The following is a 22,220-nucleotide window of genomic DNA, read 5'->3' as shown; positions in this document are numbered from 1 at the left end:
AGTGAGGTTCCTTCTCATACAATATGCTTATCTAACCAAGAAATCAAATCTTGAAATACTTCATCTCGATTTACTTCATGGAACATTTCATGTCTTCCATTTTCATATAAACGCAGTGTTACATCTGTCACACCGCATTTTTTATAGTTTTCATATACTTCTTTTACACCTTTCCCCATATCCCCAACTGGATCACGATCTCCTGAAAAAATATGTATCGGAAGGTTTTTCGGTGTTTTCTTGAACTCTTCTAGTTTATTTACTTCTAATACACCAGAAAACAATTCGCGATAAAAACTCGTCGTACAAATGAATCCACATAATGGATCCGCAATATATTTATCTACTTGATTATTATCTGAAGATAACCAATCAAATTTTGTACGATTTGGTTTAAAGTGTGAATTGAAGTTTCCGAAAGATAAAAAGTTTAGCATCGGACTTTTCGTTTTTTCTCCGCGTAATTTCATCTCAATTGTCGCTAGTTTATGACCAATACTTCCTAAAATTCCTGGATTTCCACCAGTTCCTGAAATAAGGAATCCATCATATAATTCACCTTTCAGTTGTACAGCACGCCTAGATAAAAAAGAACCCATACTATGTCCAAGTAAAAATAACGGACATGTCTGCTCTTTTCTTATCGTTTCTGATACAAAAATAACATCAGACACAGCCTCATTCCAACCTACATTTGGTTTAAAATGACCATAATCTTCTTCTCTTTTCACTGTTTTCCCATGACCTTTATGATCATGTGCATAAACACCATACCCTGCTTCTAATAACGCAGCAATAAAGTCTGTATAAACACCTGCATGTTCTGTCATACCATGTGCAATTTGAATAATCCCTCGCGGATCTCCTTCTGGTAACCACTTACGCAAATAAATTTCTGATCCATCCAATGCCGTAACGAAACTTTCCTGTACGTTCATTTCGTCAGCTCCCAACTCTATTATGTATCTCAAAAAAATGAATATCCATTCATTATTCTTATTATGTATTATATGCAATTGCTGTCATTATGACAAACGTCTTCCTTTTCCGATTAGCTGTCAAACTATTCTATTGACGAACATAAAATAAAATCATATAGTTACTTACATAAAGTAACTATATGATTTTAGGAGGTTCTACTATGATGCCATCATTATTTTTAGCACACGGATCACCGATGCTTGCTATTCAAGATACAGACTATACAAGATTTTTAAAAACACTTGGAGAAACATATAAACCGAAAGCAATTGTTATTTTCACTGCTCACTGGGAAAGTGAAGTATTAACGATTTCCTCATCAGATAACGAATATGAAACAATTTATGATTTTGGAGGGTTTCCTCCTGAGTTATACGAAATCAAATATCGTGCGAAAGGCTCTTCTAACATTGCATCTATGTTAGAAACAAAATTTAAAAACAAAGGTATTCCAGTCCATCATAATATGACGAGAGGTTTAGATCATGGCTCATGGACACTCTTGCATCGCGTGTATCCAGAAGCAACTATTCCTGTTGTCCAAATATCAGTCAATCCATTCCTACCTGCAAAAGAGCAATTTCAGATTGGAGAAGCATTAAAAGGACTTGGACAAGAAGATATTTTAGTAATTGGGAGCGGTGTTACCGTTCATAACTTACGAGCACTGAAATGGAATCAAAGTACACCCGAACAATGGGCAATTGAATTTGATGATTGGATTATAAAACATATGCAGACTACTGATAAAGATGCATTATTTAACTGGGAGACAAATGCCCCTCATGCTCAATTAGCTGTACCAAGAGCAGAGCATTTTGTTCCTTTATTTATCGCTATGGGAAGTGGTGAAAATAACGGTGAAGTCATTCACCGCAGTTATGAGCTTGGTACGTTAAGTTATCTTTGTCTCCAATTTTAAAGAAAAGGATGAAGCAACCATTGCTTCATCCTTTCTTTTTTTATTCACCTAGTTAACTAACTTCCAAATGTCGTTTCTCTGATATCTCTTCGTTCTTATTATGAAAATAAACCCAAATGCACGCAATAAATAATAGTGATGATGTAGAGAAGAAAACATATTGGAAACCTGCATGCGCTGCAATTTGTCCACCAAGTACTGGTCCAATCATATTTCCTAAAAACTGAAACGATTGATTATACCCAAATATTCGTCCCGTTACATGGGTTGGTGTATGTTGTTTTAGTAGAGTTTGTACGGAAGGTAATAATCCTGCTTGTGCGATACCTAATAAAAATCGAAGAATTAATAGTTGCCAAGCTGAGGTTACAAATGCTTGCGGGATAAAAATAATTCCTGCAGCAAACAACGCTACAACTAACGTTTTTTGAGGACCAATTTGATCTGATAATCGTCCGAGTCTTGGTGCTGCCAAAATAACTGCTAACCCTGTCGCTGACATAACTGCACCCGCAATTGTTTCAATATGTGCAGTATGAGGGCCTACTAAATTTTTTACGTATAATGTAACAATTGGTTGAACAGACATATTAGCAAGTTGAATAATAAATGTTGTTACAAACAAACTAATAATTAAATGCTTCGCTGGAACCATCGTCCATACTTTTTTCGGTTGTACTTTTTTTGCTTGAGCGGAGTGATTCTCTTCATGTAGGAAGAAAAAAACGATGAGAAAAGAAAGGAATAAAAAAGCTCCTGTAACAAGAAAAACATGGCGCATTCCAATTAACTCAGACAAATATCCTCCAAGTAATGGACCAAGTAAAGAACCGCTCACTCCACCAGTTGAAATTGTAGAAATTGCCCAGCCTGAATGCTCTTTTGGAGTTTCTGCTGCAATAAATGTCATCGCCGTTGAAAGGAAACCAGATACTGCTCCCATTAAAAATCTTAGTGCGACTAGTTGATACACATCCGTTACAAATCCCATAAGCGTCATAATAATCGCCATACCTAGGCTCGCACGAATAAGCATCAATTTCCGTCCATGTATATCACCAAGTTTTCCCCATATTGGTGATACGATCGCACCCATTAAAAATGTTATACCAAATGCAAGTCCCGACCACTGTGCAATACTTGAAGTGCCAGTTACTCCTAATTCTTCAATATAAAAAGATAAAAAAGGAATTACTAAACTCATACCGGCTGCAGTGGTAAAACAACCTAGCCAACAAATCATTAAATTTCGTTTCCAGCTGGCCATTTTCACACCTTCTTTCTTTAGATACCCATTCTACACCCTTTCTTGTAAAAAGTTTAGTAATTTGCTTTATTTGTAAGATTTACTACAAAACCCGCTATTTTCTAGTAAAAATCACTACATTTCCACATTGTTTTCATAATAAAACCAACTCCACTTAAATGAAGTTGGTTAGTTATCCATTATTGGTATTAAACGCGCATTACAACATCGCTCATAAAACTCAACCGGACCCGCTTGTCCAATAATTGCATATTCATATCCATCTTGCTTCATACTATGTAAACAACGATGTAACAATTGCTTCCCTACACCTTTCACACGATTTTGTTTCGCTGTGCCCATTGGACCAAACAATCCTTTCTTTCCTCTCACTACATCATAGCAAGCAAAACCTACTATCCCTTCTTCTTGTTCTGCTATATAAATAGGTAAATTTTCTTTATATGTACGAAATCCATATTCTATTGAACGTAACCAACGTTCACCAAATTCTGCTTCAACAAAACTTGCTAATTTTTCAAAATCAGAAAGGTTAGCCTTTCTGACAGTACAAGTTAAATCATTATAAGTAGGAACAAAACATTTTAGATCAACTGCTAAATCTCTTGGTTCAGCTATAATATGTAATATACCTTTTTGTATTTGTGCATTTTCAATAAACGTATCCGCGCGAAATAGTGCATACATAACATGCCCTTCATTCATTATTACTTGCTGAAAACGTTCCATACGTTTCTTCGCTATTTGTAAAATTTCCAACACCTTATAAGATAACTTATATTGTCCTATTTCTTTATACCCTTGATCCGTTAAATCGTACTCTTTTCGTATTGAAAGCTTTTCTAAAAAGTCCGCACCAATATGACGAAACAAATACATATACAACTCGCTGCAAACTCCAGTACCCTCTTTACACATCCCTATAAACAGATGAACTGGTTGAATGATATTATTTTCCGCCTCTTTTGCCCCAATCTTCAATATGCTATGAACACGTTTTGTAAATTGAAATTCCTCCATATGTATCTCCATCCCCTACTACTTTACTATTAAACCGTAACCATAAATAAGTGAAACGATTATTCCAACTACCAATATACCTGGCAGTAAATTTGCCACTTTAATTTTAATAATACTAAGTAAGTTCAATCCGATAGCAGCTATCATAATACCACCTGTAGCTGTCATTTCTACTATAAATTGATTCATTAATTCTTTCGGGACCAAACTATTAATTTGTGTTGCAAAAACCGCAATACCTCCTTCGTATAAAATAACTGGAATTGCCGAAAATACTACACCAATTCCTAGGGTTGTCGTTAATATAATAGAAATAAATCCATCGATAATTGCCTTTGTAAATAAAATATCGTGATTTCCGCGAATCCCACTGTCGAGTGCACCAAGTATGCCCATCGCACCAATTGCAAATATTAAAGTAGCTGTTACAAAACCTTCTGATATGTTCCCTTTCCCTTTCGATCCAACTTTATTTTCTAGCCAATCTCCTAACTGTTTTAACTTTCCCTCTAATTGTAGCCATTCCCCAATGACCGTACCAATCACTAAACTTAGTATGACAACAAGAAAATTTTCACTTTTCAATGCCATTTGAAGTCCAAGCACAGTAACCGCTAAACCGATTGCATGCATAATTGTTCCCTTCATACTTTCTGGAATCCTACTAAATAATTTACCTAGTAAAGTACCAAGTATTATACAAACCCCATTTACAACTGCTCCTAATATAACCATTTCTCATTCTTCACCCTTCGAATTCTTTATTTCTATATTTTGGTTTATTCATTGATTTACAGGTTATCTATATGTTAACTTAATATTGAGAATATTAACAAATGTTTTTCACAACATAAACGCAATTTTTTGTAGTTATACATAATGCGAAACTTTAATTAACATGAGTTTTATTGCCTACAAATTGCGGTATAAATTCAAAAGGGACGGTATTTATGAAAACTTTACTAAAACGATTTTTGTTAATAGCCTTTTGTATTACACCAATTGTTGTATTAATTAACCACTCTTTTACTTCAAAGGCGAAAGACAAACCAGATTTGCAAAACAAATCTAGTAAAACCGCTTCAACAAGTGAAAAGAAAATAGAGGACCCGGAAATTACACTCACCTTCTCTGGTGATACAATGTTCGATTGGCAGTTACGTCCTGTAATTGAAAAAAATGGGGCTGATTATCCATTCCAACATGTGAAAGAAGAAATAACAAAAGCTGATATTTCTTTCGTTAATTTAGAGTCAGCATTTACAACGAGAGAAAAGAAAGCTCCTGGACAACTGTTTTGGATTAAAAGTGATCCATCCACGCTTCAAGCTATAAAAAACACCGGTTATGACATCGTAAATATAGGGAATAACCATACACTTGATTATGGGCAAGAGGGATTATTGGATACAATCTCCCATGTAGAAAAATTAAAGTTCCCTTACATTGGAGCTGGAAAAAATGCAAAAGATGCATATACCGCGAGAGAAATGACTGTAAAAGGAAAAAAATTCAAATTCCTTTCCTTCGTCCGATTTATGCCTGATTTTACTTGGGTTGCTGATGACAATAAACCTGGCGTTGCGAATGGGTATGATTTAAACCTTGTAACAAAAACAATTAAAGAGCAAAAGAAAGATGCAGACTATTTAATTGTCTATATGCATTGGGGCGTTGAAAAATCAAACCGTCCGGTAGATTATCAAAAACAATATGTAAATAAAATGGTTACAGCCGGAGCCGATGCTATTGTCGGAAGCCATCCACATTGGTTACAAGGGTTTGAATATTATAATAACGTTCCTATCGCTTACTCATTAGGAAACTTTTTATTCCCAAGTTATGTGAACGGAAAAAGCGCTGAAACTGGCGTATTAACTTTAACTTTTAAAGGAGAGGATGTCCAAATGTCGTTCAATCCTTACATCATTCGCAACAACAAAGTTTCCCCTGTGAATGAGGAGGAAAAGAGAAAAGCTCTACAATATTTACAAACGATTTCAACTGATGTAGAAATTGATGATGCAGGGAACATAAAAAATAAACGAAGCTAGATAGAACAAGATCGATTTCTCTGTAACATACTTTACAGAATAGGTGATGAACATGCTGAAAGATTTATTAGAAAATGTAAGTTTGTTAGAAAACATTTATAAAATATCTATAGCCGTTCTACTTTTATGTTCATTTTTCTCTGTTAGACTTCTAAAAAAACTAAAACGCGAGCGAAAACTTACTACCTTTGAATTTACTATGTATGTAATCATTCGTATTGCGATACTCTTTTGGTTAACTAGCTTTATCCTTCTTGAATATGGAAAGTATCTCGTTTAACTATAAAAAAGATAGAACAAGCAGCATTTCTCTTGCTTGTATCTATCTTTTTTTATTTGGATGCTAACTCTTTCCTTCTATTAAATAAGCAAATCAAACAAAACAGGATTTTTATTAAGCTCCATAAATTGAATATTATTTTCTTTAAAACGAGTAATTAATTGCTCATAATCTTCTTTATGTTTTAACTCTACCCCGACTAATGCTGGACCATTTTCTTTATTATGCTTCTTAATGTATTCAAAGCGCGTAATATCATCTTCTGGCCCTAATCCTTTATCAAGAAATTCTCTTAGCGCACCGGAACGTTGCGGAAATTCAATGATAAAATAATGCTTTAACCCTTCGTAAATGAGCGAACGTTCTTTCATCTCTTGCATTCTATCAATATCGTTATTTCCACCACTTAGCGTACAAACAACTGTTTTACCTTTTATTTCATCACTATATAAATCAAGCGCTGCAATAGATAATGCACCCGCCGGTTCAGCTACAATTGCATTTTTCTTATATAGTTCTAAAATCGTCGTACAAACCTTCCCCTCTGGTACTAAAACAATGTCATCAATTACATCTTTACACGTTTCAAATGTTAACTTCCCTACTTTTTTGACAGCTGCCCCATCAACAAAACTATCTATTTTCTCTAACGCGACATTTTCATTTTGAAGAAAAGCCTCTTTCATAGATGCAGCTCCCATTGGCTCTACACCAATGACTTTTGTAGCAGGACTAACACCTTTTACATATGTACCAACACCTGATGCTAATCCACCACCGCCAATTGCTGTAAAGATATAATCCACTGGTTTCTCCATATCATGCATAATCTCAACTGCAACTGTCCCTTGGCCAGCAACTACATACGGATCATCAAACGGATGAACAAACGTCATTCTATTTTCTTCACAATAGCGCTGTGCTTCTTGGAAAGAGCTATCAAATGTATCACCAACTAATACAATTTCTGCAAAATCACCACCGAAAAATTGTACTTGCGACACTTTTTGTTTCGGCGTCGTTGTTGGCATGAAGATTTTTGATGGAATCTTCAATAAATTACACGTATAAGCAACTCCTTGCGCATGATTACCAGCACTTGCACAAACAACACCGTTTTGTAATTGTTCTTTTGATAAACTTTGAATTAAATTGTACGCACCACGAATTTTGAAAGAGCGAATCAATTGTAAGTCTTCTCGTTTTACATAAACGTCACAATCATATTTCTCAGATAGAACTGTATCACGTTGTAACGGTGTTTTAATAACGATATCTTTCATGCAATTATGTGCCATTAAGATATCTTCAATTTTCACTCTCTCCTTTACCTTTTGCACCATTATATATCATCCTTATCTCTTTTTAATTGACTCAATCAAAATCCGGGATTTTTAGAACTGCACCTGTATTCGCCGATGTTACCATCTGCGCATAACGTCCAAGCCAGCCTGTTTTCACTTTCGGTTCTGGTCGTTTCCACTCTTTTTTACGCTTATTTAATTCTTCTTCACTAACTCTTACTTCTAACAATCTTTCCTCAACATCGATACAAACGATATCCCCTTGCTTGAGAAGTGCAATCGTTCCACCCGCAGCTGCTTCTGGGGAAATATGCCCTACTGAAATACCACGTGAAGCACCAGAGAAACGACCATCCGTTAATAGCGCAACATCTGCACCTAATCCCATACCGGCAATTGCTGAGGTTGGTGCTAACATCTCTGGCATACCAGGGCCGCCTCTTGGTCCTTCATAGCGAATAACAACTACATCGCCTTTCTTCACTTTCCCAAGCATAATGCCTGCAAGCGCCTCATCTTGTGAATTAAAAATAACGCAAGGTCCTTCAAATCGTTTTACTTCAGTTGCTCCGCTTTTAATAACTGCCCCATCTTTCGCAAGGTTTCCTTTTAATATACGTAATCCACCTTCTTCACTATGAGGGTTTTCAAGAGAATGAATTACTTCCTTATCTTTAATCTCTGCCTCAGCAATATTTTCTCTTAACGTCTGCCCAGTAGCAGTAATACGATCTAAATGAAGTACTCCCTCTTTTCGACTCATCTCTTTCAAAATTGCACTAATCCCCCCCGCTCGATCAATATCTTCCATATGCCAATTGGAAGCAGGGCTTACTTTACATAAATGTGGTACACGCCTTGAAACGGCATCAATACGGTTCATATCGTAATCTAATCCAGCCTCTTGCGCGAGCGCCAATGTATGCAACACTGTATTTGTTGAACCACCCATCGCCATATCAAGTGCGAACGCATCATCAATTGCTTCTTCTGTTACAATGTCTCGTGGTTTAATATCTCTTTCAATTAAAATTTTTAATTTTTCTGCTGCTTGTTTAATTAATTCTTCGCGTCTTGGATCAATAGCTAAAATACTACCGTTACCAGGAAGAGCTAAACCTAACACTTCACATAAACAGTTCATAGAATTCGCTGTAAACATACCAGAACAAGAACCACAAGATGGACAGCCATGATCTTCAATATCCTTTAATTCTTCTTCTGAAATTTTCCCAGATTGATAAGCTCCTACTCCTTCGAAAACAGAACTTAAATCGACAACGTCTCCTTTTGACGTTTTTCCAGCCGCCATCGGACCGCCTGAAACAAAAACAGTTGGAATGTTAATACGAAGTGCAGCCATCATCATACCGGGTGTAATTTTGTCACAGTTTGGAATACAAATCATGCCATCAAACCAATGTGCATTTACAACCGTTTCTACTGAATCTGCAATAATTTCACGACTCGGAAGCGAATAACGCATACCGATATGCCCCATCGCAATACCGTCATCTACTCCAATTGTATTAAATTCAAATGGAACCATACCTGCTGCACGCACAGCTTCTTTAACAAGTTTCCCAAACTCATTTAAGTGCTTATGACCTGGAATAATTTCAATAAAAGAATTACAGATAGCTATAAACGGTTTATCAAAATCTTCATCTTTCAAACCAGTTGCTTTTAATAAACTGCGGTGCGGCGCTTTATCAAAACCTTTTTTAATCATGTCACTTCTCATCTTGTCAAATCCCCTCTTACGTATTTTTCACTTACAATCACTTACTCTATTTCTTTACTAATTCTTTCGGTGCATGAATCCAGCTCATCATTTCACGAAGCTCTGCCCCGACTTTTTCTAACTGATGATTTTGCTCTGCTTTTTTCATCGCATTATATGTTGGACGCCCAGCTTGATTTTCTAAAATCCATTTCTTCGCGAATTCACCTTGTTGAATTTCTGTAAGCACTCGTTTCATCTCTTTTTTCGTTTCATCTGTAACAATTCTCGATCCTGTTACATAATCTCCAAACTCAGCCGTATCTGAAATAGAATGGCGCATGTTCGTTAAACCACCTTCGTACATTAAATCAACAATTAATTTTAATTCATGTAAACATTCGAAGTATGCAATTTCAGGACGATATCCACCTTCTGTTAATGTTTCAAAACCAGCTTTCACAAGTGCAGTTACCCCGCCGCAAAGTACCGCTTGCTCTCCGAATAAATCCGTCTCTGTTTCTTCTTGGAATGTCGTTTCAATTACACCTGCACGTGTACACCCTACACCTTTTGCATACGCAAGTGCTACATGTAATGCGGTGCCTGTTGCATCTTGATGTACTGCGACTAACGCCGGAACGCCATTCCCTTCTTGGAATACACGGCGAACGAGATGACCTGGACTTTTTGGTGCTACCATTGCTACATCTACGTAACTTGGCGGGGTAATTTGTCCGAAGTGAATATTAAATCCATGTGAGAAAAGTAACATTTGCCCTTCACGGAGATTCTCTTCTACTTCTGTTTTATACACATGTGCTTGCTGTTCATCTGGCAATAACATTTGTACAACTTGCGCGGTTCGAACCGCTTCTGAAACAGACATTACTTCAAACCCATCTGCTTTTGCTACTTCAAAAGACTTACCATGTCGAACACCTACTACAACTTCTACACCAGAATCACGTAAATTTTGCGCCTGCGCATGACCTTGAGATCCATAGCCAATTACCGCAACTGTTTTCCCTTGTAATAACTCTACATTTGCATCTTTCTCATAATACGTTTTCATATTCGATACACTCCTTATAATTTATTTACTTGCAGTACATCAATTAATTTTTTCAACTGACTAACAAGTAATGTCGCTTCATTTTCAGTACAAACTGCTGTGAGTTTCATTTCAGAAACACCACTAGTATCTCTTTCGTTTAAATGTAAAGAAGAAATATAATAACCACGCCGAGCAAAAATTCCACTTATACGTAATAAGACGCTTGGCTCGTTATGAATAACGAGTGAAAAAGTATGACTCATTCTTCCCACCTCTTCATCATCATTTCGTTATTCCCTTTGTTTGGCGGAACCATCGGAAATACGTTTTCACCTTCTTCTACACAAAAATCAACTACAACAGGACCTTCGTGAGCAAATGCTTCTAACATCACTTGTTTCGCCTCGGTTGAATTCGTCGCTCTTAATCCCTTCACTCCATATGCTTCTGCCACTTTCACAAAATCTGGTGATCCGATTTTTGACTCTGATAAACGGTTTTCATAAAACATTTCTTGCCATTGCCTTACCATCCCTAAAAATTTGTTATTTATAATAAATACTTTTACAGGAATATTATTTTCTGCAATTGTTTGTAGTTCTTGAATGTTCATTTGAAAAGAAGCATCGCCTGCAATACAAATGACGAGTTCTTCTTCTTTTGCAAGTTGAGCACCAATTGCCGCCGGGAAACCAAACCCCATCGTTCCTAGCCCACCAGATGTTAGAAAAGTCCGTGGATTTTTCGCTTTATAAAAATGCGCAGCCCACATTTGATGCTGTCCTACTTCTGTCGTTACAATCGCTTCACCATTCGTTAACTCACTTACTAGACTAATAACATGCTGTGGTTTTAACTCACTTTCTTTTTGATTGTAGGAAAGAGGGTATTCCGCTTTCCATTCCTCGATTTTCGTAAGCCATTCATCTGTCCGTGTATCAATCGACATACGTAACAACATATGTAACGCATTTTTCACATCTCCAACAACTGGATATTCCACAGTTACATTTTTATGAAGCTCTGAAGAATCTATATCAATATGTACCTTTTTCGAATACGGAGAAAAAAGTTCTAATTTTCCTGTTACACGATCATCAAACCGAACACCCAAAGCAAGTAGTAAATCACATTCTGTTACTGCCATATTTGCAGCGTACGTTCCATGCATGCCGAGCATTCCTAAAAATAATGAATCTCCCGGCGGGTATGAACCCAGTCCCATTAAAGTGGAAACGACAGGAATATGATTCTCCCTCGCAAATTTGATGAGTTCATCAGAAGCACCCGAATGAATGACACCTCCTCCGATATAAAGAAGTGGGCGTTTAGCTTTTGAAATTTCTTTAGCTACCTCTCTAAGTTTTATACTGTCTGGCATAGGCTCTAATTTATATCCTGGAATCTCAATCACTTCATTATAAAAACTTGTTACATTTTCATTTTGAATATCTTTTGGAATATCAATTAATACCGGCCCCGGCCGCCCGCTTTCGGCGATGTAAAAAGCTTCTTGTACAATGCGCGATAAATGATTCACATCACGAACTTGGTAATTATGCTTCGTAACAGGTGCTGTAATCCCAACAACATCTGCTTCTTGAAATCCGTCTTTTCCGATGAGAGGTTTTGCAACTTGCCCTGTAATGACAACTAAAGGAATCGAATCCATATAAGCATCCGCTAAACCCGTAACTAAATTCGTCGCCCCTGGGCCAGAGGTAGCAAAAACTACCCCGACCTTTCCAGAAGCTCTCGCATATCCTTCTGCCGCATGAATGGCAGCTTGTTCATGACGAGTTAAAATATGCTTCACACCACTTCCGTATAACGCATCGTATACTGGCAAAATCGCTCCGCCCGGATAACCGAAAACAGTCGTTACGCCTAATTTTTTCAAACATTGAATAACGTGTCCGGCACCTGTCACTTCTTCACACTGCAATTTCTCACACGCTGTATGCTGCTCCATTTTAATTAACTCCCCTCCCTACCTACAGTAAGCTTTCCGCCAGTCCTGGAACACGTACTCCTCTTTCTCTCGTTAATTTTTTAAATTCCTCTGTTAATTGTTTCGTTACACTTCCTGGTTTCCCATCCCCAATCTCTCTTGAATCAACTTTTACAACTGGAATTAATTCTGCTGCCGTTCCCGTTAAAAACACTTCATCTGCTACATATACGTCATGGCGAGTAAATGGCCGTTCCTCACATGGAATATGAAGTCGCTCACATAGCTCGATAACACTATTTCTCGTAATACCTTCTAGCGCTCCTAAATAAGAAGGAGGTGTTAACACCTTTCCATCTTTCACAACGAAAACATTATCTCCAGATCCTTCACAAACATATCCTTGTTGATTTAACATAAGTGCCTCTAGCACTCCTGCTTGCGCCGCTTCAATTTTTACAAGTACGTTATTTAAGTAGTTCATTGACTTAATGCGTGGGTCTAATGCATCTGGCGTGTTACGTCTTGATGCAACAGATACAACGCTTAATCCATTATCGTAAAATTCCTGTGGGAACAACTTTAATTGTTCTGCAATGATAATAACGCTCGGTTTCACACAACTTCTCGGATCGAGTCCTAAGTCACCCTTTCCTCTTGAAACAATTAACCGAATATAGGCATTCGCATACTCATTTTTTTGCAATGTTTGTAAAACTGCTTCTTCCATTTCTTTAACCGTCAGCGGGATTGTAAGTAAAATAGATTTTGCCGATTCATATAATCGTTTTACATGTTCTTTTAAACAAAATACATTTCCACCGTAACTACGAATTCCTTCAAATACACCGTCTCCGTATAAAAAACCGTGATCATATACTGAAACAACTGCCTTTTCTTTTTCTACAAATTCCCCATTCATATAAATGTACTGATTTCCCATCTCACATCGCTCCTCTTTTTTTCTCTCTATTTTTGCAATCTATTTCTATATCGATTGCTGAGATGAGTATCTTTAACAGAATATTCAGTATATAAATCTTAAAAATATACTCGTCTCAACAATCGATTACATACATACTTGTAGCGATCCATTGCTGAGACGAGGGAATCGTGGTACCACTCAGCTTCCTTACACTTCTCACGAAATATAAGCTCTGCAAGTCCAATTAGACTTTTGTTTTTCTATCGGAAACAACTCCGCTACTTTTTACTAGTTTTCAAAAGTAGTGCTCCGAGGTGATCTTCAATGATGAAATTGTTACCACCCTCACAGCATCTGGGTAGCTCTCTGAAACAATTTTTATCATTTACTCTCCTCTTCTACGCATTCTCTTATTCCATTTTTTAAAATAAAAACTCTCGCCTCAGCAATCAACTACTACAATTTAGTAGCTTTGATTGCTGAGGCGAGAGTTTCGCGTTACCACTCAGCTTCCTTATACTTCTCACGAAATATAAGCTCTGTAGGTCCAATTAGACCCCCGTCCTTTTACCGGAGACGATGCCGTCGCTCTCTACTCAGTTTCCCTTTCGCAAGCGATGCTCCGAGGTGATCTTCAATGATTCGATTGTTACTACTCTCACAGCCTAGGAGCAGCTCTCTGAAACGATCATAACCATCTACTTTCCTCTTCTTTGCATATGCAATATATAAAGTTAGAAAATTCTTAATTAACTTTTATTTGTTAAACGTATTATAGGACGTTGTTCTTTTCATTGTCAACATGTTTTTGAAAAATATTTTTAATAATATACACATTTCCGAATCTTTTTTATTGCGAAACAAAACTTTTTGTATAATACTATATAAAACATATATATTTAGGAGGATTACAGCAATGTCCGAAAAAACATACGAACTCGCAACATTTGCAGGGGGTTGCTTTTGGTGCATGGTAAAGCCATTTGATGAACTTCCTGGTATTCATAAAGTACTTTCCGGCTATGCAGGTGGTTATGTAGAAAACCCAACATATGAACAAGTAAAAGCGGGTACATCTGGTCATTTAGAAGTTGTACAAATTACATTTGATCCTTCTATTTTCCCATATGAAAAATTACTGGATTTATATTGGCCACAAATCGATCCAACTGATGATGGCGGACAATTCTTTGACCGTGGTCCATCTTATCGCACCGCTATTTTTTATCATACCGAAACGCAAAAGGAGCTTGCTGAAAAATCAAAACAAGCTCTTGCAGAAAGCGGTATGTTTAAAGATCCAATTGTAACTGAAATTCGCCCGGCTGCACCTTTTTATGAGGCTGAAGAATACCATCAACATTTCTATAAAAAGAACCCAGAGAAATATGCTACTGAGCAAAAAGAATCTGGCCGTGAAGACTTTATAAAAGAAAATTGGCAAAAAAAATAATAAAAGTGCATCGTACCTTTTAAGTACGATGCATTTTTATCTTTGAAAAAAGTACCATACAATGATGAGAACAACCGCTGTTAATGCCCAAAGCGCTATTTCATTTTTCACTCTACTCTTTTTCTTAGTCATTTCATCTCCTCCGAATGGCAATACAGCGTATTCAAGATTTCCTCTGTTTCATTGTCCACCTTATATACGTGAATACATCCTTACAAATCCTTATAACAAGACCACCAATGATTCCGATTGCAATTGAAATTACTAACATCTGTACAAAACTAAGAGTAGTTGTGTATGTTATGTAGATAACAATGCATACAAGTAAAACATTCGGTAAAGAAAGCAAAAACTTTTTAAGCATTTTTTCAGCTCTCCTATGTTGTATTTATAAATTATATCTCTCAAAAAGGAAATCTATTACCATTCTCAAAATAAAAGACCTCCAGTTTAAGCACTAGAGGTCTTCCATTTTATTTCTTTAATCGCTCAATAAAATCATGTAATTTATCAAGTGATTTCATATTCTGATTACAAGCTACACCATCTTTGCAAATATAGTTTCCTTTTTTCACGAAAGTTCCTGGTACATCACCTTTAATTTCAACTAAAAACATCCCAACTTCTTCATGCCCATGACATAGTGAACAAATGCTCTTTTTATTTAAGCTTTGGAACGTTCCTTGCAGACCAACAAACTTATTTTTTTCATTTTTCGCTATAATAAATTTCCTGCTTGAACCTTTATCAATCCAGCTTAAATAAGATAATTCTTTCATATCCAATTCTTCCATATCAGGAAGTTTCAACTTTTTCGCTTTAGGAAATAATTTTTTTAATGTTTGCGCTGTAACTTCCTGAAACGGAATGACATACGGATTTATTTTCGTTAAAAATGATTCTGCATCTTCTCTATTTTGGACTGTTAATACGGTATCAATTAACTCTTTCTGTTCATCCGTTAAATTCTCAAATACATGTATTATTTTTTCAATCGCTAATGATTTTAACGCTTGAATGACACCTCTATCATTTGCCGTCGCGTGCCCATTTGCTAAAATATAAGCTTGTGATTTTATAAAATTATATTGATCACTTCTAATAAAAGCTTCCATCTTTATCACTCCATACAAATTGTTAATCTAGTCTTATTGTATACAATGATTTAGCTTTTTGATATGTAAAAGATAACTTAGAAACGAATATTACATACATCGATTATATTTTACCGCTCCATTTCCTGACAAAAGAAACCATCGTCTGTTTTCCATTCAGCATATAATACATCCTCAAATTTCGTAATCCCCTTTTGTTTTATTTGCTTATACAGCCATCCTTCATCAAAACCAGCTTCTCTCAAATTATCTTTCACTACTTTTCCATCACTAATTAATGAAATTGGTAAGTAGACAGGCTTATGTTTTAAACTTAAATCATTTATAGTAGGAGATTCATATTTGCTCTTTTTCAGAACGCTTATGTTTCCGTTAGGTTCCAATATCATATATTCAACTTCTCGAATTGAAAAAATATCTTTTTGCTGTCTAAGCATTTGTTGTAATTGATTAATATCTAAATGATTTAAACTTAATTGTTCTCGGTCAATCTTTCCATTACGGATAATAATTGACGGATACCCTTCAAAAAACCTTCTTGTTCCTCTTATTTTTTGTGTTATTACTTCTATTGAATAAATTAAAATTACCCAAACAAATACTGAATATAAAATAGACCACACTTTAATTTTAGGATCATATATTGAATTTCCAACGAGCTCACCAAGGACGATAGCAGAAATAAAATCAAAGGGGGTTAGCTGAGATATTTGTGTTTTCCCTAGTATTTTTGTAGCAATTAATAGAACAAAGAAACCAATTAAAAGCTCTATCGTTATTTGTCCAATATGATTCATAAATGCTCACCTTTCTGCTTTTCACTCAAATGTTCTATATTTTATTTAGTAAAAAAACGGCACATTTTTCTATTATCTTATCCATTCATACGCAATATATCCAATACATACAAAGCAAAAAAAGAGTCTAGTTCAAAATAACATTTGAACTAGACTCTTTTATCTTCATTTAGAGTACACAATTTTTTTAATCGTTTCTCCGGAAAGAAAATACTCCTCTGCAAGTTGATGAATGGAAATCCCGCTTTTAAACGCATCTTTAATGGCTTTGTTTCTTTCATCTAGTTGTTTTCTTCCTCCAGATCGTGTACCCCATTTATAATGTTTTGTTTCTTGTTTTGGAATGTAAATTGTTTCACCTTGTATATACTTTTGAATTTCAGTAATTAAACTTTCTGGTAAAACCGTCGCAGCTTTAACGTATTTCATTTCTGCTCGCCCCTTATTTTTTATGGTTCATTTCAATAAGGTGCAAAGCCAAATATAAAAATGATTCGAGCTCATTTAGGCGATTGTATATTACTTGTCTACCTCACGCAAAGTATCGCCATTTCCATACTTGGCTTTGCATGAGACGCTGCAGTGTCCGGCAATTGAATTATAATCGCCATTTAAACACCTCCTAATATACCTTTTATATTTTATTATATGACAAATTCCTTCCCCTTGCATCCACATCCTTTTTAAAGCGTGAAATTACTTAATTTGATATAATAATTTTTAGTCCAATCCAAAAATATAGTGGGGTTGCTTTATGAAAAAGAAAATGATCATTACAATCGTTACATTATTCATTATTACTGTAGCATTATTTGGAACATACAAATTGATGAACGCAAGAGGCTTTCAATTGTTTGGAGATTTAACAAACCGAGTAGAAACAAATGAAAAAGTGGTTGCTTTAACTTTTGATGATGGTCCTACGAACAATGTAAAACAAATATTACCGCTACTAGATACATACAATGCAAAAGCTACCTTCTTTTTAATCGGAAATGAATTAGAAAAAAAACTATCGTTAGGAGAAGCTATCGTACAATCTGGACACCAAGTTGGAAACCATACATATTCTCATAACAGAATGGTTTTTAAAACACCTTCTTATATTAAAGAAGAAATAGAAAAAACGAATGCATTAATCCGCCAAACAGGATATACAGGCGAAATTGATTTTAGACCACCTAACGGAAAAAAGCTAATTGGTCTGCCCTATTATTTAAATAAAAATAATATCGAAACAATCACATGGGACCTTGAACCTGATACTTTTTATAAATCTGCTGCTGATAAAATTGAATATGTTAATAAAAATGTACAACCAGGTTCTATCATTTTATTACACTCTATGTACGATGAGTCTAATGAAAATTTACAGACCATTGAAGGTATTTTAGACTCATTATCTAAGAAGGGATATCAGTTCGTAACGGTAAACGAACTGCAAAAAAGAGCAAAATAAAAAGGTAGCGTATCATAAAACGATGCGCTACCTTTCTTTTTAAATAATGCCAAGTACATTTAAGAATACGATAATAATCGCAATTGGTGCGATGAAGCGAAGTAAGAATAACCATAATACGAATAATTTATAGCCCTTATTTTTACTTACACCAAGCTCTTTCATTAATACATCTTTCTTCATTTTTAAAGGAACGAAGATAGAAACTAATAAAACACCAAGTGGCATTAGTACGTTACTAACTGCATAATCCGCTAAATCAAAGACTGTCTTTCCGAAAATCTTCAGATCACTTAATATACCAAATGATAATGCTGATGGTACTCCAACAACGAAGATTAGTAATCCTACGATTAAAGCCATTTTTTCACGTTTTCCTTTACCTTTTGCAGTTAAAGATGCAACGCTAATTTCTAACATCGAAATTGCTGATGTAATAGTAGCAAAGAAGAATAGTAATAAGAAAACGATGAAGAATAATTTTCCGAATGCCATTTTACTGAAAATAGCTGGCAGTACGATAAATAATAACCCCGGTCCTTGAGATGGTTCCATTCCAAATGCGAACACTACTGGGAAAATTGCAAGCCCTGCAAGTAATGTAATCACAAGCGTTAAAGCTACGATAGAAAATGCTGAACGTGGTAAGCTTTCTTCTTTCGGTAAGTAAGAGCTATACGTTACCATAACGGCTACACCAACAGATAGGGAGAAGAACGATTGTCCCATTGCATATAATATGACTTCTGATGTTACATGTGAGAAATCAGGTTGTAAGAAGAAACGAACTCCTTCTCCAGCACCATCTAACGTAAGTGCACGAACGATTAATACAAAGAACAAAACGAATAGTGCTGGCATGAAATATTTATTTACTTTTTCAACACCATTTTGTACACCTTTACTTACGATGAAAATAGTAATAAGGATGAATAATAGCTGCGAGCCAACTGCTAAATACGGATTGGAAATGATTTCACCAAACGTAGCTTCATATGCCCCATTTCCTTCCCATAGTCTACCTGTAATTGCATTCCATAAATATAATAAAATCCAGCCTCCTACAACACTGTAGAAAGAAAGTAATATGAAACATGTTACAATCCCTAATTTCCCTAACCATGGCCATAATGTTTTTGGTGCGATTTCTCTATATGCATCAACGGCCTCTTTTTGTGTACTTCTTCCGATAACGAATTCAGCTAATAATAGCGGTAAACCAATTAATAATGTGAAACCGATGAAAATAAGGAAGAACGCGCCGCCCCCTCCAATTCCGGCCATGTATGGGAACTTCCAAATTGCCCCTAGACCAATCGCTGAACCTGCTGCAGCTAATACGAAACCTAATTTCGATGTCCATTGCTGTGAATTCATTTGTTAATCTCCTCTCTCTATCTTTTTCTGTATTACAATCCGGTATTTATATTGTTCTATTCACACTCTTTTCTAATACGTTCACTTCCTCTCTACTAATAAAAAAACGCCCCTACGTAAATACGTAGGGACGACAAAAATATCGCGGTACCACCCTAGTTATGAAGATACAACAAAAGTAAGACCTAAATAAAAAACGTCCCTACGCAAATACGTAGGGACGATAAAATATCGCGGTACCACCCTAGTTATGAAGCCACAACAAAGTAAGACCTAAATAAAAAACGTCCCTACGTAAATACGTAGGGACGATAAATATCGCGGTACCACCCTAGTTGTGAAACAATCTTCACCACTTTATTTGATAACGGTATAAACTACCGTCTTTCATTTCCTCAAAATATGAGATTTATGAAAGATGCTCCAGGACGAACTTCATGAATAATCTATATACTGATTCACACCAACCATCAGCTCTCTGAAATAGGGAGATATTCACTACTATACCCTTTCATTGCCCAAATATTATTTTCCGAATTGATTACTATCATTTTTATCACACATTAAAAATAGTGTCAACTTATATTTTGAATTTTTACGTATTACATTCTATTTAAAAATGTAAAATATGACTTTTAAATGAATAATATTAGAATATTTATGTTCCATACTATATTAACTTCTCTAACAGGTTTATAGTAGTATACGATAAAGTGAAACTTTAATCAGTGGGGGTTTTCTTCATCCCCCACTGATTATTAGCCCTCACCAATCGGACTTTTATGGGCAGCCCGATCCCCACCTAACTTCTTTACTTTCGCTGAATTTTGAGGTGGGGGTCTTACTGCCCATTAAAGCGGGATGAACGTAAGACAACACGAGTAGGAGGAAAGAATTTTGTCTACTTCAAAAGTTTTAAAAGGAACTGCTTTATTAAGCGGTGCGACAATGATTTCACGTATATTAGGATTTATATACTTTTTCCCTTTTCAACTATTAGTCGGAACACAAGGGGTCGCTTTATATGGATATGCATACTCTTGGTACGGTATTTTGTTAAGTTTTTCAACTGCCGGTATTCCTATTGCCGTTTCCAAATTTGTTGCAAAGCATAATGCGCTTGGTGATTATAGTACAAGCAAAAAATTATACAACTCTAGCGTAAAATTAATGTTGTTTATGGGCTTTTTAGGTTTTTTAGTTTTATTTATTGGAGCACCATACATATCACAATTTATTATTCGTTCGAAAACGCCAGATCCACAATTTATCGCTGACGTAACACTTACGATGCGAGCATTAAGTTTCGCACTTATTATCGTACCAGCAATGAGCGTTACACGTGGTTATTTCCAAGGATTTCAACATATGAAACCAAGTGCTATTTCTCAAGTCGTAGAACAATTTGCACGCGTTGTTTTCATTTTAGTTGGCAGTTTCATCGTCTCAAAACTATTAGGGGGTTCCGTAGCTTCTTCTGTTGCAGTTGCTACCTTTGGTGCTGTTATCGGGGCACTTGCCAGCGTCTCTATTTTAATGATGTACTGGAAAAAATATAATAGACTAAAGCCTCCTGAAGGAGAATTAAAGTCAAGGGCATCGAATATCCCATTAAAAAATATTTATATAGAATTACTTCGATATGCTATCCCAATTGTATTTGTCGGTATCGCAATACCGCTCTATACGTTAGTAGATCAATATACTGTAGCTGATGTCCTTAGAGCGATGGGAGAGCCTTTAGAAGCAGCGAATGCAGTGTTCGCTTATATAACGAACTATGCCCAAAAGTTAATTATGATTCCCGCTTCACTTGCTACTGGATTCTCATTAACGATCATTCCGGCTGTAACGAAATCTTATACAAGCGGGAAACTAGAAGAATTACAAGAACAAATTGCAAAGATATTTCAAGTCTTGTTATTCTTCACTATCCCAGCTGCATTTGGCCTTGCTAGCATCGCTTACGATGCATTCCGTATGGTTTATGTAAATCCCGAAATTGCACTTGGTGGATCACAATATTTAATTTCATTTGCACCTTCTGCTATATTAAGTGCGATTTTCACAGTTTCAGCTGCCATATTACAAGGAATCGATTATCAAAGAAAAACGATGATCGCTTTCTCAGTCGGTATTCTCGTTAAAGTTGTAGTAAATACACCGCTCTTACATTTATTTGGCGGACACGGTGCTGTACTTGGAACCATTCTTGGATACCTCGTTTCCAATGTTATCATGTTGTACTGCATCGTTAAGTTTGCGAAATTTAAAATTGGTGAAACAGCAAAAACAGTATTTCTTATTACGATTTACTCCGCTGCGATGTCTGCTGTTGTAATAGCATTAAAAGCAATTTTTAAATGGTTAATTCCTGGACAATCTTATATGGAATCACTTCTCATTGTTGTTATATGCGGCGCCGCTGGAGGGATTGTTTACCTTTTATTCGTCTTAACGAGCGGACTTGCTTCACATATTCTCGGTGATAAGATTCAACGATTACCAGTACTAGGTAAATTAATTAAATAAAAA

Annotated in this window: 21 protein-coding genes and 3 other annotated features; of the genes, 6 read left to right on the top strand and 15 right to left on the bottom strand. The window is 35.9% G+C overall.

Annotated elements, in window-relative coordinates:
* Positions 1 to 14: 14 nt before the first annotated feature.
* Positions 15 to 938, bottom strand: a complete 924-nt coding sequence (locus tag ACZ76X_RS14620) for an alpha/beta hydrolase (RefSeq protein ID WP_479850798.1) — start codon at positions 936 to 938, stop codon at positions 15 to 17.
* A 203-nt stretch (positions 939 to 1,141) separates the two neighbouring features.
* Between ACZ76X_RS14620 and ACZ76X_RS14615 the strand changes: the two genes are divergently transcribed.
* A complete protein-coding gene (locus tag ACZ76X_RS14615) occupies positions 1,142 to 1,903 on the top strand; it encodes a DODA-type extradiol aromatic ring-opening family dioxygenase (protein WP_479850797.1) in 762 nt (253 codons plus the stop codon).
* 52 nt (positions 1,904 to 1,955) lie between these two features.
* Here ACZ76X_RS14615 and ACZ76X_RS14610 read toward each other — a convergent pair whose 3' ends face one another.
* From ACZ76X_RS14610 to ACZ76X_RS14600, 3 genes are all read right to left on the bottom strand, one after another.
* The gene (locus ACZ76X_RS14610) at positions 1,956 to 3,170 is read right to left on the bottom strand and encodes a multidrug efflux MFS transporter (RefSeq protein WP_479850796.1); all 1,215 of its coding nucleotides are present in this window, start codon (positions 3,168 to 3,170) and stop codon (positions 1,956 to 1,958) included.
* Between the two features lie 168 nt (positions 3,171 to 3,338).
* A complete protein-coding gene (locus ACZ76X_RS14605) occupies positions 3,339 to 4,190 on the bottom strand; it encodes a GNAT family N-acetyltransferase (protein WP_142337340.1) in 852 nt (283 codons plus the stop codon).
* Between the two features lie 18 nt (positions 4,191 to 4,208).
* Complete coding sequence (locus ACZ76X_RS14600; RefSeq protein WP_479850795.1) at positions 4,209 to 4,925, bottom strand: DUF554 domain-containing protein; 717 nt, start codon at positions 4,923 to 4,925, stop codon at positions 4,209 to 4,211.
* Between the two features lie 215 nt (positions 4,926 to 5,140).
* Here ACZ76X_RS14600 and ACZ76X_RS14595 point away from each other — a divergent pair, with 215 nt between their 5' ends.
* Together ACZ76X_RS14595 and ACZ76X_RS14590 are read left to right on the top strand one after the other, a co-directional pair.
* Positions 5,141 to 6,244, top strand: coding sequence for a CapA family protein (locus tag ACZ76X_RS14595; protein ID WP_479850794.1), 1,104 nt, complete (start codon positions 5,141 to 5,143; stop codon positions 6,242 to 6,244).
* A 52-nt stretch (positions 6,245 to 6,296) separates the two neighbouring features.
* Complete coding sequence (locus ACZ76X_RS14590; RefSeq protein WP_098667641.1) at positions 6,297 to 6,524, top strand: hypothetical protein; 228 nt, start codon at positions 6,297 to 6,299, stop codon at positions 6,522 to 6,524.
* 80 nt (positions 6,525 to 6,604) lie between these two features.
* Here ACZ76X_RS14590 and ilvA read toward each other — a convergent pair whose 3' ends face one another.
* Genes ilvA through ilvE form a run of 6 tightly spaced genes read right to left on the bottom strand, consistent with a single transcriptional unit; the run spans position 6,605 to position 13,502 of the window.
* Complete coding sequence (ilvA, locus tag ACZ76X_RS14585) at positions 6,605 to 7,867, bottom strand: threonine ammonia-lyase IlvA (RefSeq protein WP_479850793.1); 1,263 nt, start codon at positions 7,865 to 7,867, stop codon at positions 6,605 to 6,607.
* 31 nt (positions 7,868 to 7,898) lie between these two features.
* The gene (gene ilvD / locus ACZ76X_RS14580) at positions 7,899 to 9,572 is read right to left on the bottom strand and encodes a dihydroxy-acid dehydratase (RefSeq protein ID WP_479850792.1); all 1,674 of its coding nucleotides are present in this window, start codon (positions 9,570 to 9,572) and stop codon (positions 7,899 to 7,901) included.
* Positions 9,573 to 9,618: 46 nt separating this feature from the next.
* Positions 9,619 to 10,626, bottom strand: a complete 1,008-nt coding sequence (gene ilvC, locus ACZ76X_RS14575; RefSeq protein WP_479850791.1) for a ketol-acid reductoisomerase — start codon at positions 10,624 to 10,626, stop codon at positions 9,619 to 9,621.
* Between the two features lie 14 nt (positions 10,627 to 10,640).
* Positions 10,641 to 10,871: an ACT domain-containing protein gene (locus tag ACZ76X_RS14570; protein WP_000019916.1), complete on the bottom strand. Its 231-nt coding sequence runs from the start codon at positions 10,869 to 10,871 to the stop codon at positions 10,641 to 10,643.
* Entirely contained in the window at positions 10,868 to 12,580 is a 1,713-nt protein-coding gene (gene ilvB, locus ACZ76X_RS14565) for an acetolactate synthase large subunit (protein WP_479850790.1), read from the bottom strand. Before ilvB ends, ACZ76X_RS14570 begins: the two co-directional genes overlap by 4 nt.
* A gap of 22 nt (positions 12,581 to 12,602) precedes the next feature.
* On the bottom strand, positions 12,603 to 13,502 hold the full coding sequence (ilvE, locus tag ACZ76X_RS14560; RefSeq protein ID WP_479850789.1) for a branched-chain-amino-acid transaminase: 900 nt from the start codon (positions 13,500 to 13,502) through the stop codon (positions 12,603 to 12,605).
* Between the two features lie 152 nt (positions 13,503 to 13,654).
* Positions 13,655 to 13,894: a binding site (T-box leader), on the bottom strand.
* A 67-nt stretch (positions 13,895 to 13,961) separates the two neighbouring features.
* Positions 13,962 to 14,207: a binding site (T-box leader), on the bottom strand.
* A 193-nt stretch (positions 14,208 to 14,400) separates the two neighbouring features.
* On the opposite strand from ilvE, the gene msrA reads away from it, so the two are divergent.
* Positions 14,401 to 14,937 (top strand): peptide-methionine (S)-S-oxide reductase MsrA, encoded by a 537-nt coding sequence (gene msrA, locus ACZ76X_RS14555; protein WP_098667647.1) that lies wholly within the window; start codon positions 14,401 to 14,403, stop codon positions 14,935 to 14,937.
* A gap of 163 nt (positions 14,938 to 15,100) precedes the next feature.
* Here the strand turns inward: msrA and ACZ76X_RS14550 are convergent, their stop codons facing one another.
* From ACZ76X_RS14550 to ACZ76X_RS14535, 4 genes are all read right to left on the bottom strand, one after another.
* The gene (locus ACZ76X_RS14550) at positions 15,101 to 15,301 is read right to left on the bottom strand and encodes a hypothetical protein (protein ID WP_479850788.1); all 201 of its coding nucleotides are present in this window, start codon (positions 15,299 to 15,301) and stop codon (positions 15,101 to 15,103) included.
* Between the two features lie 109 nt (positions 15,302 to 15,410).
* Positions 15,411 to 16,052: a FusB/FusC family EF-G-binding protein gene (locus ACZ76X_RS14545; protein WP_479850787.1), complete on the bottom strand. Its 642-nt coding sequence runs from the start codon at positions 16,050 to 16,052 to the stop codon at positions 15,411 to 15,413.
* Between the two features lie 110 nt (positions 16,053 to 16,162).
* Positions 16,163 to 16,849, bottom strand: coding sequence for a DUF421 domain-containing protein (locus tag ACZ76X_RS14540; RefSeq protein ID WP_479850786.1), 687 nt, complete (start codon positions 16,847 to 16,849; stop codon positions 16,163 to 16,165).
* A 165-nt stretch (positions 16,850 to 17,014) separates the two neighbouring features.
* The gene (locus tag ACZ76X_RS14535) at positions 17,015 to 17,278 is read right to left on the bottom strand and encodes a CD3324 family protein (protein WP_029440850.1); all 264 of its coding nucleotides are present in this window, start codon (positions 17,276 to 17,278) and stop codon (positions 17,015 to 17,017) included.
* A gap of 325 nt (positions 17,279 to 17,603) precedes the next feature.
* Here ACZ76X_RS14535 and ACZ76X_RS14530 point away from each other — a divergent pair, with 325 nt between their 5' ends.
* Positions 17,604 to 18,308: a polysaccharide deacetylase family protein gene (locus ACZ76X_RS14530; RefSeq protein WP_479850785.1), complete on the top strand. Its 705-nt coding sequence runs from the start codon at positions 17,604 to 17,606 to the stop codon at positions 18,306 to 18,308.
* Between the two features lie 39 nt (positions 18,309 to 18,347).
* On the opposite strand, the gene ACZ76X_RS14525 is transcribed toward ACZ76X_RS14530, so the two are convergent.
* Positions 18,348 to 19,685 carry a sodium-dependent transporter gene (locus ACZ76X_RS14525; RefSeq protein ID WP_001088183.1) on the bottom strand — a complete coding sequence of 446 codons (1,338 nt, stop codon included), beginning with the start codon at positions 19,683 to 19,685 and terminating at the stop codon, positions 18,348 to 18,350.
* 301 nt (positions 19,686 to 19,986) lie between these two features.
* Positions 19,987 to 20,209 (bottom strand) — a binding site (T-box leader).
* Between the two features lie 373 nt (positions 20,210 to 20,582).
* Between ACZ76X_RS14525 and ACZ76X_RS14520 the strand changes: the two genes are divergently transcribed.
* Positions 20,583 to 22,217 (top strand): putative polysaccharide biosynthesis protein, encoded by a 1,635-nt coding sequence (locus ACZ76X_RS14520; protein WP_479850784.1) that lies wholly within the window; start codon positions 20,583 to 20,585, stop codon positions 22,215 to 22,217.
* The last annotated feature ends 3 nt before the right edge of the window (positions 22,218 to 22,220 follow it).

It is taken from the genome of Bacillus sp. BC05(2025) (assembly GCF_056725905.1).
The sequence above is the reverse complement of the archived record's forward strand: the minus strand, read 5'-3'. Positions and strand labels throughout refer to the sequence as shown.

What these genes read in the sequence shown, in the direction of transcription:
- ACZ76X_RS14535 (WP_029440850.1), bottom strand. Translation starts at nt 17,278, where the DNA reads ATGAAATACGTTAAAGCTGCGACGGTTTTACCAGAAAGTTTAATTACT.
- ACZ76X_RS14600 (WP_479850795.1), bottom strand. Translation starts at nt 4,925, where the DNA reads ATGGTTATATTAGGAGCAGTTGTAAATGGGGTTTGTATAATACTTGGT.
- ACZ76X_RS14605 (WP_142337340.1), bottom strand. Translation starts at nt 4,190, where the DNA reads ATGGAGGAATTTCAATTTACAAAACGTGTTCATAGCATATTGAAGATT.
- ACZ76X_RS14615 (WP_479850797.1), top strand. Translation starts at nt 1,142, where the DNA reads ATGATGCCATCATTATTTTTAGCACACGGATCACCGATGCTTGCTATT.
- ACZ76X_RS14590 (WP_098667641.1), top strand. Translation starts at nt 6,297, where the DNA reads ATGCTGAAAGATTTATTAGAAAATGTAAGTTTGTTAGAAAACATTTAT.
- ACZ76X_RS14610 (WP_479850796.1), bottom strand. Translation starts at nt 3,170, where the DNA reads ATGGCCAGCTGGAAACGAAATTTAATGATTTGTTGGCTAGGTTGTTTT.
- ilvC (WP_479850791.1), bottom strand. Translation starts at nt 10,626, where the DNA reads ATGAAAACGTATTATGAGAAAGATGCAAATGTAGAGTTATTACAAGGG.
- ilvB (WP_479850790.1), bottom strand. Translation starts at nt 12,580, where the DNA reads ATGGAGCAGCATACAGCGTGTGAGAAATTGCAGTGTGAAGAAGTGACA.
- ACZ76X_RS14540 (WP_479850786.1), bottom strand. Translation starts at nt 16,849, where the DNA reads ATGAATCATATTGGACAAATAACGATAGAGCTTTTAATTGGTTTCTTT.
- ACZ76X_RS14525 (WP_001088183.1), bottom strand. Translation starts at nt 19,685, where the DNA reads ATGAATTCACAGCAATGGACATCGAAATTAGGTTTCGTATTAGCTGCA.
- ACZ76X_RS14550 (WP_479850788.1), bottom strand. Translation starts at nt 15,301, where the DNA reads ATGCTTAAAAAGTTTTTGCTTTCTTTACCGAATGTTTTACTTGTATGC.
- msrA (WP_098667647.1), top strand. Translation starts at nt 14,401, where the DNA reads ATGTCCGAAAAAACATACGAACTCGCAACATTTGCAGGGGGTTGCTTT.
- ACZ76X_RS14595 (WP_479850794.1), top strand. Translation starts at nt 5,141, where the DNA reads ATGAAAACTTTACTAAAACGATTTTTGTTAATAGCCTTTTGTATTACA.
- ACZ76X_RS14620 (WP_479850798.1), bottom strand. Translation starts at nt 938, where the DNA reads ATGAACGTACAGGAAAGTTTCGTTACGGCATTGGATGGATCAGAAATT.
- ilvA (WP_479850793.1), bottom strand. Translation starts at nt 7,867, where the DNA reads ATGGTGCAAAAGGTAAAGGAGAGAGTGAAAATTGAAGATATCTTAATG.
- ilvE (WP_479850789.1), bottom strand. Translation starts at nt 13,502, where the DNA reads ATGGGAAATCAGTACATTTATATGAATGGGGAATTTGTAGAAAAAGAA.
- ACZ76X_RS14545 (WP_479850787.1), bottom strand. Translation starts at nt 16,052, where the DNA reads ATGGAAGCTTTTATTAGAAGTGATCAATATAATTTTATAAAATCACAA.
- ACZ76X_RS14570 (WP_000019916.1), bottom strand. Translation starts at nt 10,871, where the DNA reads ATGAGTCATACTTTTTCACTCGTTATTCATAACGAGCCAAGCGTCTTA.
- ACZ76X_RS14530 (WP_479850785.1), top strand. Translation starts at nt 17,604, where the DNA reads ATGAAAAAGAAAATGATCATTACAATCGTTACATTATTCATTATTACT.
- ilvD (WP_479850792.1), bottom strand. Translation starts at nt 9,572, where the DNA reads ATGAGAAGTGACATGATTAAAAAAGGTTTTGATAAAGCGCCGCACCGC.